This window comes from Arenimonas sp. MALMAid1274, assembly GCF_049195245.1.
GTDB lineage: Bacteria > Pseudomonadota > Gammaproteobacteria > Xanthomonadales > Xanthomonadaceae > Arenimonas.
The window spans coordinates 148403-162757 of the sequence record NZ_JBMIRR010000028.1 but is presented as its reverse complement, the minus strand read 5'-3'; the positions used below and the strand labels follow the sequence as shown (position 1 = coordinate 162757).

General features: G+C 63.8%; 15 protein-coding genes and 1 tRNA gene. 8 read left to right on the top strand and 8 right to left on the bottom strand.

Annotation, left to right across the window (positions count from 1 at the left end; all coding sequences use genetic code 11):
* Positions 1-26: 26 nt before the first annotated feature.
* Both coaD and rsmD read right to left on the bottom strand, forming a co-directional pair.
* Positions 27-524, bottom strand: a complete 498-nt coding sequence (gene coaD, locus ACOQFR_RS15585) for a pantetheine-phosphate adenylyltransferase (protein WP_421383609.1) — start codon at positions 522-524, stop codon at positions 27-29.
* Positions 521-1147, bottom strand: a complete 627-nt coding sequence (rsmD, locus tag ACOQFR_RS15580; protein ID WP_421383607.1) for a 16S rRNA (guanine(966)-N(2))-methyltransferase RsmD — start codon at positions 1145-1147, stop codon at positions 521-523. Before rsmD ends, coaD begins: the two co-directional genes overlap by 4 nt.
* 56 nt (positions 1148-1203) lie before the next feature.
* On the opposite strand from rsmD, the gene ftsY reads away from it, so the two are divergent.
* The 4 genes from ftsY to ACOQFR_RS15560 are packed head-to-tail and all read left to right on the top strand — an operon-like array spanning position 1204 to position 4756.
* Positions 1204-2277: a signal recognition particle-docking protein FtsY gene (gene ftsY / locus ACOQFR_RS15575; RefSeq protein WP_421383605.1), complete on the top strand. Its 1074-nt coding sequence runs from the start codon at positions 1204-1206 to the stop codon at positions 2275-2277.
* Positions 2278-3447: a hypothetical protein gene (locus tag ACOQFR_RS15570; RefSeq protein ID WP_421383603.1), complete on the top strand. Its 1170-nt coding sequence runs from the start codon at positions 2278-2280 to the stop codon at positions 3445-3447. It begins immediately after the preceding gene.
* Complete coding sequence (gene mutY, locus ACOQFR_RS15565) at positions 3444-4487, top strand: A/G-specific adenine glycosylase (protein WP_421383601.1); 1044 nt, start codon at positions 3444-3446, stop codon at positions 4485-4487. Before ACOQFR_RS15570 ends, mutY begins: the two co-directional genes overlap by 4 nt.
* Complete coding sequence (locus ACOQFR_RS15560; RefSeq protein WP_421383599.1) at positions 4484-4756, top strand: oxidative damage protection protein; 273 nt, start codon at positions 4484-4486, stop codon at positions 4754-4756. Before mutY ends, ACOQFR_RS15560 begins: the two co-directional genes overlap by 4 nt.
* 86 nt (positions 4757-4842) lie before the next feature.
* On the opposite strand, the gene ACOQFR_RS15555 is transcribed toward ACOQFR_RS15560, so the two are convergent.
* The gene (locus tag ACOQFR_RS15555) at positions 4843-5283 is read right to left on the bottom strand and encodes a DUF6491 family protein (RefSeq protein ID WP_421383597.1); all 441 of its coding nucleotides are present in this window, start codon (positions 5281-5283) and stop codon (positions 4843-4845) included.
* Positions 5284-5504: 221 nt separating this feature from the next.
* On the opposite strand from ACOQFR_RS15555, the gene ACOQFR_RS15550 reads away from it, so the two are divergent.
* From ACOQFR_RS15550 to ACOQFR_RS15535, 4 genes are all read left to right on the top strand, one after another.
* Positions 5505-5580 (top strand) — tRNA-Phe (locus tag ACOQFR_RS15550).
* 223 nt (positions 5581-5803) lie between these two features.
* Complete coding sequence (locus ACOQFR_RS15545; RefSeq protein WP_421383595.1) at positions 5804-6415, top strand: hypothetical protein; 612 nt, start codon at positions 5804-5806, stop codon at positions 6413-6415.
* The gene (locus ACOQFR_RS15540) at positions 6412-8241 is read left to right on the top strand and encodes a caspase family protein (protein ID WP_421383593.1); all 1830 of its coding nucleotides are present in this window, start codon (positions 6412-6414) and stop codon (positions 8239-8241) included. Before ACOQFR_RS15545 ends, ACOQFR_RS15540 begins: the two co-directional genes overlap by 4 nt.
* 562 nt (positions 8242-8803) lie before the next feature.
* Positions 8804-10135, top strand: a complete 1332-nt coding sequence (locus ACOQFR_RS15535; protein ID WP_421383591.1) for a hypothetical protein — start codon at positions 8804-8806, stop codon at positions 10133-10135.
* Positions 10136-10854: 719 nt separating this feature from the next.
* Here ACOQFR_RS15535 and ACOQFR_RS15530 read toward each other — a convergent pair.
* The 5 genes from ACOQFR_RS15530 to ACOQFR_RS15510 form a co-directional block, all read right to left on the bottom strand.
* Entirely contained in the window at positions 10855-11202 is a 348-nt protein-coding gene (locus tag ACOQFR_RS15530; RefSeq protein ID WP_421383589.1) for a hypothetical protein, read from the bottom strand.
* Positions 11203-11329: 127 nt separating this feature from the next.
* Entirely contained in the window at positions 11330-11557 is a 228-nt protein-coding gene (locus tag ACOQFR_RS15525; protein ID WP_421383587.1) for a helix-turn-helix transcriptional regulator, read from the bottom strand.
* A 64-nt stretch (positions 11558-11621) separates the two neighbouring features.
* Entirely contained in the window at positions 11622-12203 is a 582-nt protein-coding gene (locus ACOQFR_RS15520) for a hypothetical protein (protein WP_421383585.1), read from the bottom strand.
* A 10-nt stretch (positions 12204-12213) separates the two neighbouring features.
* The gene (locus ACOQFR_RS15515; protein WP_421383583.1) at positions 12214-13548 is read right to left on the bottom strand and encodes a site-specific integrase; all 1335 of its coding nucleotides are present in this window, start codon (positions 13546-13548) and stop codon (positions 12214-12216) included.
* Positions 13549-13818: 270 nt separating this feature from the next.
* Complete coding sequence (locus ACOQFR_RS15510) at positions 13819-14259, bottom strand: MerR family transcriptional regulator (RefSeq protein WP_421383581.1); 441 nt, start codon at positions 14257-14259, stop codon at positions 13819-13821.
* Positions 14260-14355 lie beyond the last annotated feature (96 nt).

Genomic DNA, 14355 nt, shown 5'->3' with positions numbered 1-14355 from the left:
GGCGATACCTCTTATGTGAGTGGGTCTCAGGAACGCTTCCATCGGGTGGACAGGGCCTGCGCGACGGCCGGGTGCACGAACCCGGACACATCACCGCCGAGCCGGGCAACCTCGCGCACCAGGCTGGAAGAAATGAAACTGTGCTGTTCGGCCGGCGTCAGGAACAGGGTCTCGACGTCCGGGATCAGGTGCCGGTTCATGCTGGCCAGCTGGAATTCGTATTCGAAGTCCGACACCGCGCGCAGGCCGCGCAGCAGCACGCCGGCGCCGATCTCGTGGACGAAATGGGCCAGCAGGGAATTGAAGCCGCGCACCTCGACGTTGCCGTAGCCGGCCAGGGCCGTGCGGGCCAGGCCCACGCGCTCGTCCAGGGGCAGGGCCGGGCCCTTGCCGGGGCTTTCGGCCACGCCGACGATCACCTTTTCGAACAGGGTCGACGCCCGGGCCACCAGATCGATATGGCCATTGGTGATCGGGTCGAAGGTGCCGGGGTACAGCGCGACACGGTTTCGGGCCAGGCTCATGCCGAAGGTTTGCCCTGCGGATTGGGTTCGCCCATCACTATAGCAGCCGATTCCGGGACCTGGCTGGGGGGCGCACGGAACAGGGCGTAGCGCAGCTCGCGGGTCTGGGCCTGGCGATGGGGCAGCCAGTGCGCGGGCAGCGTTGGCGTCGCATTGACCGGCGTTTCGACGTAGATCAGCGCGCCGGGGGCCAGCCACGGCGCCAGGGCCGCGGCCGCCGGCTCCCAAAGTCCGGCGTCGAAGGGCGGGTCAAGGAACACCAGGTCGAAGCGCGGCTTGGCCGGGCCGCGCAGCCAGGCCAGGGCATCGGCCTGCTGCACCTGCAGGTTGGCCACCTTGAGCCGGGCGGCGGTGGCGCGCAGGGACTCGGCCAGGCCGGAGTCCTTCTCCACCAGCAGCACCTGCCCTGCCCCGCGCGAAGCCGCCTCGAAGCCCAGGGCGCCGGTGCCGGCGAACAGGTCCAGCACGCGGGCGCCGGGGGTGACGCCCTGCAGCCAGTTGAACAGGGTCTCGCGTACCCGGTCGGTGCTGGGGCGCAGGCCGGGGCGGTCGGCCACGGGCAGCTTCGAGCCGCGCAGGTGGCCGGCGATGATGCGGACGACGCCGGGCGGGCGCTGGTTCATCGGGGAGTCCGGGGGCCGGGTGGTAACATCGCGCCATTGTCCGCGAAAGCAGCGCGATGTTCGATTTCCTGAAGAAGAAACCCGAAAAGACCGAGCCGGCCAAACCCGCGGCGGCGCCCGCGCGCCAGGGCTTCAGCCCGGACGACCTGGCCCGCGCCTTCACCGTGCACCAGGAGCAGAAGGCGGCGCGCGCCGAGATGGAGCGCATCGAGGGCCGCGAGGCGATGAAGGGCACGCTGGGCGGCAGCCTGTTCGCGCGCAGCCTGGGCGGCCTGTTCTCGCGCAACCCGAAGCTGGACGAAGACCTGCTGGACGAGATCGAGACCGCACTGGTCAGCGCCGACGTGGGCATCACCGCCACCGGCGAGATCATCGAGCGGCTGCGCAAGCGCATGAAGGCGCGCGAGTTCGCCGACGCACAGGCCCTGCTCGCCGCGCTGCGCAACGACCTGCTGGCCATGCTCAAGCCGGTGGCGCGGCCGCTGGAAATCGATGCGGAAGCCCGGCCCTTCGTCATCCTCACCGTCGGCGTCAATGGCGTCGGCAAGACCACCACCATCGGCAAGCTGGCGCGACGCTTCCAGCTCGACGGCCACAGCCTGATGCTGGCGGCCGGCGACACCTTCCGCGCGGCCGCGGTGGAACAGCTGAAGATCTGGGGCGAGCGCAACAACGTGGCGGTGGTCGCGCAGGGCCAGAACGCCGACGCGGCTTCGGTCGCGTTCGACGGCATCCAGGCCGCGAAGGCGCGCGGCGTGGACATCCTGATCGCCGACACCGCCGGCCGCCTGCACACCCAGCAGGGCCTGATGGCGGAACTGGGCAAGATCCGCCGCGTCATCGCCAAGGTGGACGAGCGCGCGCCGCATGAAGTGCTGCTGGTGATCGACGGCACCACCGGGCAGAACGCGGTGAACCAGCTGCGCCAGTTCAACGCCGCGGTGAAGGTGACCGGCCTGGTGGTGACCAAGCTCGATGGCACCGCCAAGGGCGGCGTGGTGTTCGCGCTGGCGCGCGAGTTCGGCATCCCGATCCGCTACGTGGGCCTGGGCGAGAAGCCCGAGGACCTGCGTGTGTTCGACCCGGAAGGTTTCGTGGATGCGCTGCTGCCCGGCACGCTGGGTGAGTGAGTGACGGCAGCCCCGGTGAAGCCCGCGCGACGTCGCCGCTGGCCCTGGGTGCTTGCGGTGCTGGCGGTGCTCGCCGGCGTGGCTGCGTGGTGGGTGGACCGCCAGCTGGAACCGACGCGGCTGACGGCCACCGTGCTGCAGCGGCTGGGCGATTCGCTGGGACTTGAACTGCGCATTGACGGCAGCCCGGAGTACGCGCTGCGGCCGGAGCCGCGGCTGGTGCTGCCGGGCCTGACCGCGCGCCAGCCCGGTGCCGCCCGGCCACTGCTCAGCGCCGCACGCGCCGAGGTTTCGCTGCCCTGGGACACGATCCTGGGCGGTGAGTCCCTGGTCATCACGCGCGTGCAGCTGGACCAGCCCTTGCTGGACCTGGCCGCGCTGTCGGCCTGGCAGGCGACGCGGCCGGAGTCACCGTTCGAGCTGCCGACCTTCACCGATGGCGTCTACGTCAACGACGGCAGCGTGGTGGGCGACGGCTGGCGCATCGGCGGGCTGTCGCTTTCGCTGCCGCGGCTTGCGCCGGATGAGGCCGCGGATGCCGAAGTGGCCTTCATCTACAGCGGCGACGGCACGACGCTCGACTTCGAGGGTCGGCTCGCGATCGCGAAGGCCAGCCTGCAGTCGGACTTCAGCGCGGGCGGCAATGGCCGGCTTCGCATGGACGCGGTGGACGCGCCGATGACGCTGGACCTGGGCGGCAGTTTCGATGCCAGCACCGACACCACTTTGCTGACCTTGGACAGCATCACCCTGGACTCGCAGTCGCCGCTGCCCAGCTTCAAGGCCAGCGGCGAGGCCCGGTTCGGCGACAGGCTCGGTTTCAAGCTGGCCGGCCAGCTGCAGGCATGGCCGGAAGACTGGCCCGCGCTGCCCGAGCCGCTGTCCACATCGGAGGCGCCATTCGATTTCAGCCTGGCCTATGAGGGCGACACCGACCTGGCTGATCCGCTTTCGCTGCGCCTGGTGCAGGACCAGACCCGGCTCGATACCGAACTGGCGGTGCCCGAGGTCCTGGCCTGGCTAGACAAGGCCTCCGCTTCGCCGCTGCCGCCACTGGTGGGCCGGATGGAAACGCCGCAGCTGAGCGTCGGCGGCGCCACGCTGGAAGGCGTGCGCGTCCGCATCGAGGAAGACGCGCCGGCGGCTGCGCCCGCGCAGGACGCGCAATGAGCGACTTCGCCGACCGCCTGCTGGCCTGGTACGACCGCGATGGCCGCCACGACCTGCCCTGGCAGCATCCGCGCACGCCGTACCGCGTCTGGCTTTCGGAAATCATGCTGCAGCAGACGCAGGTGCAGACGGTGATTCCTTACTACCTGCGCTTCCTTGAGGCCCTGCCCACCCTGCCCGCGCTGGCCGCCGCCGAACCCGACCGCGTGCTGGCGCTGTGGGCCGGCCTGGGCTACTACGCCCGCGCCCGCAACCTGCACAAGGCCGCGCAGCTGTGCGTTCAGCAGCACGGCGGCGAACTGCCGCAGGATTTCGAGGCGCTGTCGGCGCTGCCGGGCATCGGCCGCAGCACCGCCGGCGCGATCCTGGCGCAGGCGCACGGGCAGCGGCTGGCGATCCTGGACGGCAACGTCAAGCGCACGCTGTGCCGCTACCACGGCATCGGCGGGTGGCCCGGGGGCAGCGCGGTGGAAAAGCAGCTCTGGCAGATCGCGGAAGCCGCGCTGCCGGAATCGCGCATGGCCGACTACACGCAGGCGATCATGGATTTTGGCGCCACGCTTTGCACGCGCCACGACCCGGCCTGCGTGCTGTGCCCGCTGCAGGACGACTGCGTGGCGCGTCGCGAGGGGCTGGTGGAACAGTTGCCCGAGGCCAAGCCCGGCAAGCCCCTTCCCGAGCGGCGCACGCTGATGCTGCTGGTGCGCGATGACCAGGGCCACGTGCTGCTGGTGCGGCGTCCACCCACCGGCGTGTGGTCGGGACTGTGGTCGCTGCCCGAAGCGGGCGACCACGACGAGGCGCGCGCCTTCCTTGGCCAGCACGCCCGCGCGGACTTCGATGCAGCCGAGCCGCTGCCGCTGATCGAGCACACCTTCAGCCACTACCGACTGCACATCGAGCCGCTGAGCTGGCGCGCCGAGCGCAGCAGCGCCAACGTGGGAGACAATGAGCACCTGCGCTGGCAGCCCTTCGACCGCCTGGTCGACGTGGGCCTGCCGGCACCGGTCAAGAAACTATTGGGAAGCCTGACGCCATGAGCCGCACCGTTTTCTGCGAAAAGATGCAGCACGAAGCCGAGGGGCTGGCCTTCGTGCCCTGGCCCGGCCCGCTGGGCAAGCGCGTGTTCGAGCACATCTGCCGCGAGGCCTGGCAGCAGTGGCTGGCGCACCAGACGATGCTGATCAACGAGAACCGGCTGTCTCCGATGAATCCCGAGCACCGGGTCTTCCTGGAGGCGGAGATGGAGAAGTTCCTGTTCGCCGGCGGCGCCGAGAAGCCGGCAGGCTACGTCGCGCCCGACGCCTGACCGATCGGTGCGGCTCCAACGAAAAGGCCCGCATTGCGCGGGCCTTTTCCTTTGGGCGTGCGGCCTGTCGGGCCAGGCGGCGTGCTTCACTCGGCCGTGGCCACTTCGCCGCGTTCCATCCGGCGCATCGCCGGCACGTCCACCTCGCGCAGCTGCATGATCTTGCAGCGCACACCGTACTCGCCAACGATGTAGGCGTTCTTGGTGCTGATGGTGTCGTGGTTGTTCTCGATGCCGACGGTGATGCCGCGGTCGAGGTCGCGGCAGGCGGCGCTCTTGCGCAGGTCCACCAGCCAGGCCTTCTGCTGGGTTTCCCAGATCAGGACGTGCTGCTCGCCGACCACTTCGTAGCTGTCGATCGGACGCAGGAAGCGCACGCGCTCCACCGGCTCGCCGGCATTGGCGGTGGCGGCCTCGAGGCGCTTGGCCTCCTGCACAGGGTCGGCCTTGGCGGCAACGAGGGTCGGCGCGGCCAGGCCCAGGGCCAGCGCAGCGGACAGGGACATCAGGGCAAGACGGGAGGACATGGGGATCTCCTTGAATGGGTCCGGACGTGGACCACGAGGCCACCCTACTCCCGCAAAAGCGCTGCGGACAGGGGCGGCGGGATTGTCGTTCAGTATCTATTTACGGTTGTAATAGAAACCGGGCGCCGTGGGCTGCCGATGCGGCGGCTTGCCTCGCGGCGGGCCGCTCCGCTATCATCTCGCGCTCGCCCGGCCCCGGCCCGGCGCGCCAGCCACATCCTGGCCGAGTAGCTCAGTTGGTAGAGCAGGGGATTGAAAATCCCCGTGTCGGCGGTTCAATTCCGTCCTCGGCCACCATTTTTTCTTTACATTTCGCCGCCTTACCGGTGTACGACGCCCTCGGGTGGTCGTCCCTATCCCGGCACCCTCGAAAAAGTCCCCACAGCGTCCCTGATCGGCCAATTGAGCCGCCGGTTGCGCACACTCGGTGCGGGCGCGCTTCTCCCAGGCAGCCTGCTCCGCCTTCGTGGACCACGGTTGCGGCAGACTGTGCTGAACGAGAGGCCACGAGGACGAGAGCATGCCGAGGTCGTATCCGTTCCATCCGAGCGTGATTGCAAGCAACGAGGTCCAAGCGTCATTTGCCTCCAAGCTACAAGCGCTGCAGGACGCTGCGCATTCAGAAATGCTTGCGCCCCGGAACCGCCTTCATCTCACGCACGGCTTGCGGTGGACCCAGCCGGCAAACGAGGCTGGCTCTGATGGGAACTTAAAACAAATGTCAGCCGAGGTGGCGATCCCGTTTGCCCGGATTGTCAACGGCGACCTTTCTCTAGTGGAGGAATCAGTCCACTCGATGTTCGCCCAGATGCATGACGAACAGCAACGCGCGTTCTATCAGCTCATAGGTAACACCTGCGACAGAACCGGCAATGTCGTTAAAGGCGAACCTGTGAATCTGGCAGAAATGTTTTACGAGATGATTTCAAAGATCGAGTTCTCTGTATCCGAAACCGGTGAAGTCGAACTACCACAGATCCATACCGCCGACGCAGCGCCGTTAATAGCTGCCATTGAAAGCGCTAGCCCTGAGTTCAAGAAGCGGATGGACGAGCTCATTGAGCGAAAAAAGGAGAAAGCGAATCAGGCAGAGGTCGATAGACGATCAAAGTTCCGGGAGGAGCGAGAATGACGCGAATCGCAATTGTGGTCGGGTGCAACACTTACGAAAGCACCACGCTATCCGACCTCACGAGCGCAGAGCTCGATGCGCGAAATGTCTCGGAAGCATTAGAGAATGGAACTGACACCGTTCTTCTTTTGTTATCTCCCACTGCAACGGCAGTACAGGAAGCGTTTGCGAAGATTGCACAGGAAACCATTGAAGACCTGACCTTCTACTTTGCCGGACACGGGGAGGTTCGTGACAATCGGCTGTTCCTCTGCGCTCGCAACACCGACCGCAACTCACTAGCGGCAACAAGCTTGTCCTTTTCTAACCTGCTTGTTCTTATTCAAGACTGTCGGCCGATCCACGCCAATATAATTGTGGACGCATGCCAGAGTGGCGGAGTGGCAGACGATATCGCCACTTCATTGAACCCAAGGACAATCGGCACTCTAGATTCATTCGGCCTTAGTCTACTTGCAGCATGCACGCGGGATCAGCCGGCAATGGAGGACGACCAAGGCGGCTTCTGTACGTCTGCCTTAGTCGAGTGCATCACTGGGAAGACTTTCGTTCAGGACATGACAGCCCACCTGGACCTCATGGAGGTGGCGAAACATGTTGCGGTGTCGGTTCGCGAACGAACAGGCCAGTCACCCGTTTATTGGGGTGTCCACCTTACTGGCGCAGCCCGCTTTTGTGCGAATCCCCATGTTTCAGATGATAGTCCGGTCCGGCGGGCGCTCGGTAATTCGGCCGGCATCGGCCCAATCTCGAAGGAAGCGAAGGCTCAGTTGTTCCAGCTTCACGGTAGAGCCTCGGCGGGAATTGACCAGGCGGAAGTCCGTGACGCGATGCTGAGGCTTCGATCCGAGGCGAACCCATCGCCCGAACAATCCCTCCAATTGGCTCGCCAGGTTTCCTCCTCGTTGTCGCTCGCGTGCCGCAATCACCCGGACCCATTCCGGCCGACCGAAGTTCGTTCAGCTTGCATCGCTTACCTAGTAAATGACGTTTCCGAGTCAGAGGCGGTTCAACAATTCGTACTTCAAGAAATGGAAGGAATTGCACATGAAGCACTTGGTGTTATTGAGAGAACAACTGAGTCGCTTGCAGAGCATCCATACACGCTAGTTGGGAACACGGGCGCCGGAGAACTCTTCTTCCTTCCGTTGCGAATCTCAAAGATCCTGGCATGGACTGCCTTTTCACTAAGAGTCTTGGGCGAAGCACCGCCACCGTACGTCCTGAAATTACTTGACTGCCTGTTAGATACCTACTCCTTGTCCTGCGCCTCGATTTCCGAGGATCAGGCACCGCTCATACTGATTGCGGCTGACGGTTTCTTTGGAACGGCCGCCCATGGGCGATTTGAGACCGTGCTTGGCCTGATGTTCAACGACGCAACCAATCATCACGGCGTCATCGCCGACTCTCGCATTCCGCCGAGCGAGATTGTGGAGTTCTTGCTGCGTAGGAAGCATGGAAAGTTCGACGGATGGCGTTGGCTAGCCAACCCGTCCATGTTGCTTATGTCCCTACTTATGTGTGGCATAAGGTATGGATTGGAAGAAGAGTTTGATGTCGGCCTTGTTGACATTGACCACTGCAACATAAATGCTTTTATTCCCGAAACTTATGCCAGTTTCTACCTTCCGAGAATTGAGAAGGGCGAGAATCGTGTCTTCAAAATTGGGCATGATTTCTGGCAAACATCCCAGCTCAAGGAGTTCTGGGGCGAAGCATCTCTTCCGTTGGCAGCCAACGATGCCCAAGTGCTACTTGCAGGGCTTTGTTCGCTTCTATACCCCGACCGAACGCCGTGGTGCCTGTTACCCAAGCCCTCTTAGGCCTCCAATTAGGGATCCACTCTCCTAGAACGCTAGGCCGGCGCAGGCTACGGACCTCGGGCAGGACCTCTCGCACTCGACTGTTGCCCTTGCTGCTCCAGCCATCCCTAAACAGCTCCTCTTGGGATGGCAGCCCTGGCGCGTGAGGGCCGGGTGACGCCGGAGGCCTCACTCCGAGCGAGGGCCGGCATTCCGGACCGCCGACCCGGCATAGGCCGCCCCAAGATTGAAAGCCTCCTCCAAGGCGAGCAAATTTGACGGCGTCCCAACTGCGTCAGAGGGCCGCCCGGGTCGTTACGCCACCATTGATGTTCACGGCACAATCCTGTGCAATACTCGTGAAATGAACGACCCCGCCCCACCCAAAGCCAAGTCCAAGGTCTGGCAGATTGCGAAACTCGTGTCGCTAGACATGCGGGGCCGCTTGGTCACAGACAAAGATGCTGTTTTCAAGTCTGGTCAATTGACCAGCGAGATAAGCGCGGCACGAGACTTGGGGCGCGTATTGAGGTCTATGCGGGCCGCAAGAGTGAAGCCGCGCCGGCAGCCCGCTGGCTAGCCCGTGAGTTTTGTTGCGATCGGTCTGTTTGTTTTGGCCTGCGGCTGGAATGTTTACCGCCTTTTCCTACCCACCCGATCGTCTGCGATGCGGGCAGAGGGCCACCCCCAGTATTTCGGGGCGGCGCTCATGGCCGGTTATGTAGGCTTTCTGGCAATCTTCCTTCACGCGGCCGCGTTGAAACACGACGGCTACGAGTCGGCAATGCATTCGTTGGCCCAGTTGGCACCCAAGGCTTCCGATGACGACAAGGCGGCAAGCCAAGGCGGCAAGGGCGCCCAGGAAGGACAAGACAACTCCCCGGCACGACCCCAACCGGCAGAGACCGCCTCGCTTGTGGTGCATGGCAACGTTATTTTCAGCTCCTCCGAGCCCAGTCCGGCAGCTACTGCGGTTGCGACGGCCCACCCTGTACGTCCGGACGGCGATAAGTCGGCGCCTGAACGCTCGTATCAGACCGCACTTGGCGTGGGGCTCTGGTCTGCGTTCTTGGCGTTCGTGTTGCCGCTGCTACTGAACGCTCCTTTTTTCCGGAACGCTCGCCTTCGATTCCTCGCAGGACGCAAGAATTTCAACGAAATTGAAGAGGCCGCGGTCGATGCATTGGCACGTAAGTCGTCCTTGTTGATCACGCTAAACACCGGCAAGGTCTACGTCGGCTTCCCAAGCGAGTTTGATCCGACGGGCGATGAATCCGACTGGCTTAGGATCTGGCCAATCGCTTCCGGGTATCGTACGCGCAAGGGAAATCTTCGACTCACAACTTCGTATGAGGACGCGTACGCCGAGATTTTTTCGAGCGACGGTTCGCTCATTTCTGTGAATGATTTCGAGGTGCTCTTACCGCTTACCGGGATCGCGTCTGTTCAGCGATTCAAGCTGCGCTTCTACCTTGACCACTTTGCTGCTGAGGGATCTTCCCGAGAGGATGACGACTTCTTGGAGGCACTCATCAGCGAGGGAATGTTGAAGCCGACACACGTGTTGACGGGCGAGCAACTAGTGGCTATTTCGGACGTCCCGAGTCCCGGACAACCCGCTCGCCCTAGCCAACCCCCGTCGAGCGCAAATGCATCCAAGCCCGCTCAGACTTCGCCTGTGGGCGCACCGGTCGATCCCTGGGCGAAGCAAGTTCCGGATTTCTGGCTGCGCTCATTGAAGTGGGGCTACCACCTCTGCCTGACAGCAGCTGTGGTATCTCTGCCATTCGAGTCTTGGCCCACGAGTGTTTTTGTACTTGCCGGATTTCTAGCTCTCACGCTGACGGTAGAGCCAGCTGACGAGGCCTTAACCGACTTTGTCGCCGCGATTCGTGACTACGGTCATGGAAGGTAGTTCGGGAGCTGAGCGGTAACGGCCGGTTCTGCTGGTGATTTCGCAGCGGACTTTTGCACAAGCTGATGGAAAGCGACACCCGCGTAGTCGCTGGTCAGTTGGTGCACAGCGACCCACATCGCCCTCATAGCACAGGAGAACGCGAGCCTACGTTCCGGGGCGTCGAACTCGATCCGAAACATACCCCAACTACGGCCTTCTAGACGCTCCACTTCGGGATGCGCTTGAGATCCAAGCAGGGCCGCGAAGTCAACGGCCGCAAAGTCAAACATCGAGCCGCAGCCAAGCTGTCTCCCATGCACGCCGGACTGACTTAGCGGCGTTGGTAGCAATGCTTCGCGAGCGGATGGAAAAGTCGTGAGAGTATTACTGGGACGCCGTTGCACTTCCTGCCTCGCGCGCGCGCGCGATGCGTGCGGAGAAAGGTGTGCCCACGCAAGTCTAACCACGTCGGCGGCTGGCGAAATTTGGCGGACTAGCCGCTTCGCGCGCACGCGCGTGCGCGTATTGCTGCCAGTTCTCTGATCTGATTAGGCCCGAGTTGTGGCCGGCTGCTCGACCCAGCTCTCCCAGGTACGGCCCTTCACCGTGCTACGCACATGGAGCTACTGAGAAGGAGTACGACTATCGGGCCAAATAGGCCCATGGAAATGTCGTTATGACCCGCTGGCAGGGGCAAAACTACCGTAAGAATTGTTGCGGATTGTGATTTGCCCCGACTACCGGTCTGGCTTTGCCCCGCTACTCGGGGTGGGCGCGGCGTTCTTTTTGTAGTGCTTCCAGAGGTCCGAAGGGACCGGGTTTGGCGATACGTCGAGCTTCCCGCTGGGGTCTTCGATGCCCCACCAGGTGAAGGCGAATAAGCTGCAGCGCCGGAGAAAGCCCTGCCGGGTCTTTTCGATGAGCCCCTTTTCCAGAAGTTCGGCGAGCGCGTTGGCGATGGTCTCCTTGGAGTTCCACCCCCGTTTCAGCAACAAGTTGTAGGTTGCGGATATATCCCCGTTGCTGTGGCGCCCACGTATCTGTGCCCCCATGTCCAATAGAAGCGCCTTGCTCTTCGTGCTCAACGAGCAGAAGGCCGGCGAATCCAGGACCACGGTAGGAATGAGGAAGTATGTCCCCGAGGACCGCCTCCCTTTGGCTTTCTGACGCCGTTTGACCGCCTTCCTGATGCTGGCCTGCGGGTGAAGACCGTCAGCGGGCGACACGGCCGCCACCGTCACGTAGGGCGATCGTCGCGGCGATCCAGGCATCAACCTCGTGGCTTGCCCAGGCGCAGGAGCGCTCCCCGATCTTGACGGGCGAGGGAAACGTGCCGGCGGCGACCCGACGGTAGATGGAGGAGCGGCTGAGGCCAGTCCGCCGAATCATTGTCGGGAGGCGCAGCAACTGGGTTTCAAGGGGAGTGGCGGTGCGGGACATGGTTTCTCCGTGGACGCCCGGGAACAGAGCGGGCGCCGGTGAACTCTCTGCCCCAATTCGGTCGCTATTTACTAGCGCCCGTTTTCAGCATCTTCCGGACGTCGGTAACGCGATCGGAGAAGCGCTCGTAGCCGACCTGATCTTCCATCCAATCCGGTCTGCGCGACCATAATTCCGGAGACTTAGCGCCCGGCTCGCGACGAAGCTGACGCTCAATCCATTCGTTCACTTCCGGACGTCGCGGCTTACGTGTACCTTGCTGGCGACGCGCGTCGCGCGGCCCCAGGAATAACTCCTGCCGGCGTCCTGGCTCACAACGAAGGGCGCTCGCCACCAGGTTCAGGAGTCGCAAGGCCAGATCGACGTCATCCGGAACCACTGGCATGTTCCGATAGCCCAGGCGAGGCTCAAACTCTGCGATCAGTGCCCTAGCCTCCTCGTCGGTGTACTTATCCAGCAGCACGCTTCGCAGCTCGTCCACGATATCGCTAAGGAGCCGAGAGCCCCCGGGATCCAACGATCCGAGCAAGCCATCGAATTCGCCCTTTGCACGCCGGTTGGCTTCTTCGATGCCAGCGTCAAGGGCTGTCAATGCAGCGCGGCGCAAGGCCGGGTCAATTTTGGCTGCTGTATCCTTCTTGGCCATCTCGCTCCCCTCAAGTCCGACGCTTCCGGATTGGCGTGACCGTGGCGGCGTTGCCCTCCATGAGCCGCAGAAGCGTTTTCAACGCACTCTTCTTTTCGACCAGATAGTCATGCCGGTCGTAGTGGCGCGCCTGGACACCGCCGAGCCCGTGCGACTGCAGCTGCGCACGGATCTCCGTACTTACCCCTTCTGCGGCAAGTCGAGTCTCCACGGTCCGGCGCAGATCGCCCACCGTGAAGGCGCCTTTCTCCAACTCCCCCGCCTCGCCCATGGCCGCCACGATTTCGCGGACGCGGTGAAGGACTGTTGAATAGGCCGCCCCGCTCCTCCCCGCAGTTACCGTGAAGACGAACGCCCCCGTGCGCTGGGGCGCCATGGCCCGAATAGAGGCAAGCGCCTCAGGCAGTAGCGGCACGTCATGTAGGCGGGGAGACTTGCGACGACCCTTGCCATCACGAAGTCGCATGGTGCCTCCATCCAAATCGATGTCCGCAACCTGCAGCCTCGCCAATTGCTCGACGCGCTGCGCTCCCGTCACGAGATGGAACCGCAGCAATGCGCCCGCAGGATCAGGCAGCTCATTAACCCGCCGCCAGTAGGCCCGCAGCTCAGCCAGAGACAACGCGCGCTCCCGCGCCCCCGCGCCCCCGTCAATCGCGGCCAGGTCCCGCGCGGGATTGGACGAGATCCGCAGCTCACGAAGTGCTGGGTGGCCGCGAGCATCCTGCCTGGCCCGGACGGCCGCCTTGTACGCAGCGAGTAGGTACGCCCGCAGTTTGCGGGCCTCAGTGAGCTTGCCCGCATCAGATACACGGGCAATGACGGCCAGCAGGTCGTCCATGGCGACGTCATCGGCCGGGGTCGCCCAGAGCTTGGGCCAAGGATCGCGTACGTGCCGTTCCAAAGCCCTCAGGACGGCGCCGGCGCTCGCTTTGCCGTCCCGCTCCAACTGCTTCACGTAGGCCCCCAGGAGGACCCCCAGGCACGCGGCACGGCGGGCCTCGGACTCCGCCAGCGCCTTCACTTTCGCAGCCAGCTCGCGTTCGCCCTCGCGCCGTTCGGTTTCAATCGCCAGCCGGAGGTCCGACTCTCCCGCCCGATAGCGTCGGACCAGCTCGCCTGAACGCGCCCGAGCTGCTACGAGAGTCATGCCATCCCGCCCCTTGGCATCGAACTTCCCGAGCGGCAGATCGTCGTAGGTGCCGCCTGAGTTCCGGTAGCGGAAGTAGAAGCGCGCCCCATGCGGACCGCCCTTTGCCCGCAGGGCGCCCTCATTCCGATTGCCTGCCTCGCTGAGCCAGCGGCCTGGGGCCAAGGTTTCAAGCGCTCGGACAGTGATCGCCATTGCCGTCCCTGCTCAGTCCCTGAATTATCAGGGACTGTAGGGGACATTCTGGAACGATGCAAGACGCGAATTCAGGCAAAAACCGCGTTTAAACACTCACCCGGACACTTTCCGGCATCTTTCGGAACTCCAACCGCAGGGATTGAAAATCCCCGTGTCGGCGGTTCAATTCCGTCCTCGGCCACCATATTCCAAGCCGCGCCCCGCCTAGCTCTGTGCCAGTCGGGGCGTGCTGCTTTTTGACCAATGCAATCGCGATCGCATTGCGGTTCAAGCAAGACTGCGGGCAATCATCCGCCGCCGCGGACGTGAGCTGAACGAAGCTGGCGCCTGCAACGCCTCCAGGATCGAGCATGCAGCCCGCCGGCCTCCGGCGCAGGCCTGCACGGTACTCAACAGCTCTCGTTCCATCCGCCGCAGCTCGTCAATCCGTTGCCGGATGCCGGTGAGATGTTGTCGCGCCAGTTCGTCCGCCTTTTCGCACGACAGGTCCGGATCTTCGGTCAGCCTCAGCAGGCTGCGGATTTCGTCCAGGCTGAAACCGAGATCGCGGCCCCGGGTGATGAAGCGCACGCGCTGCACATCCTGCGTCGAGTAAGCCCGGTATCCGCTGGCCGTCCGCGCGGGCGCGGGCAGCAAACCGATGCGCTCGTAGTACCGGATCGTCTCGAGATGACAGCCGCTGGCGGTGGCGACTTCGCCGATCTTCACGATGGTCTCTCCCGGGGCTTGACCCTGTAGCGACTACGGGCTTTAGGGTAACCCCCGCTGCGGACCCTTGGCGATGGCGGTATCGCCTGCACACGA

What these genes read in the sequence shown, in the direction of transcription:
- coaD (WP_421383609.1), bottom strand. Translation starts at nt 524, where the DNA reads ATGAGCCTGGCCCGAAACCGTGTCGCGCTGTACCCCGGCACCTTCGAC.
- rsmD (WP_421383607.1), bottom strand. Translation starts at nt 1,147, where the DNA reads ATGAACCAGCGCCCGCCCGGCGTCGTCCGCATCATCGCCGGCCACCTG.
- ftsY (WP_421383605.1), top strand. Translation starts at nt 1,204, where the DNA reads ATGTTCGATTTCCTGAAGAAGAAACCCGAAAAGACCGAGCCGGCCAAA.
- mutY (WP_421383601.1), top strand. Translation starts at nt 3,444, where the DNA reads ATGAGCGACTTCGCCGACCGCCTGCTGGCCTGGTACGACCGCGATGGC.
- ACOQFR_RS15560 (WP_421383599.1), top strand. Translation starts at nt 4,484, where the DNA reads ATGAGCCGCACCGTTTTCTGCGAAAAGATGCAGCACGAAGCCGAGGGG.
- ACOQFR_RS15555 (WP_421383597.1), bottom strand. Translation starts at nt 5,283, where the DNA reads ATGTCCTCCCGTCTTGCCCTGATGTCCCTGTCCGCTGCGCTGGCCCTG.
- ACOQFR_RS15545 (WP_421383595.1), top strand. Translation starts at nt 5,804, where the DNA reads ATGCCGAGGTCGTATCCGTTCCATCCGAGCGTGATTGCAAGCAACGAG.
- ACOQFR_RS15540 (WP_421383593.1), top strand. Translation starts at nt 6,412, where the DNA reads ATGACGCGAATCGCAATTGTGGTCGGGTGCAACACTTACGAAAGCACC.
- ACOQFR_RS15525 (WP_421383587.1), bottom strand. Translation starts at nt 11,557, where the DNA reads ATGTCCCGCACCGCCACTCCCCTTGAAACCCAGTTGCTGCGCCTCCCG.
- ACOQFR_RS15520 (WP_421383585.1), bottom strand. Translation starts at nt 12,203, where the DNA reads ATGGCCAAGAAGGATACAGCAGCCAAAATTGACCCGGCCTTGCGCCGC.
- ACOQFR_RS15515 (WP_421383583.1), bottom strand. Translation starts at nt 13,548, where the DNA reads ATGGCGATCACTGTCCGAGCGCTTGAAACCTTGGCCCCAGGCCGCTGG.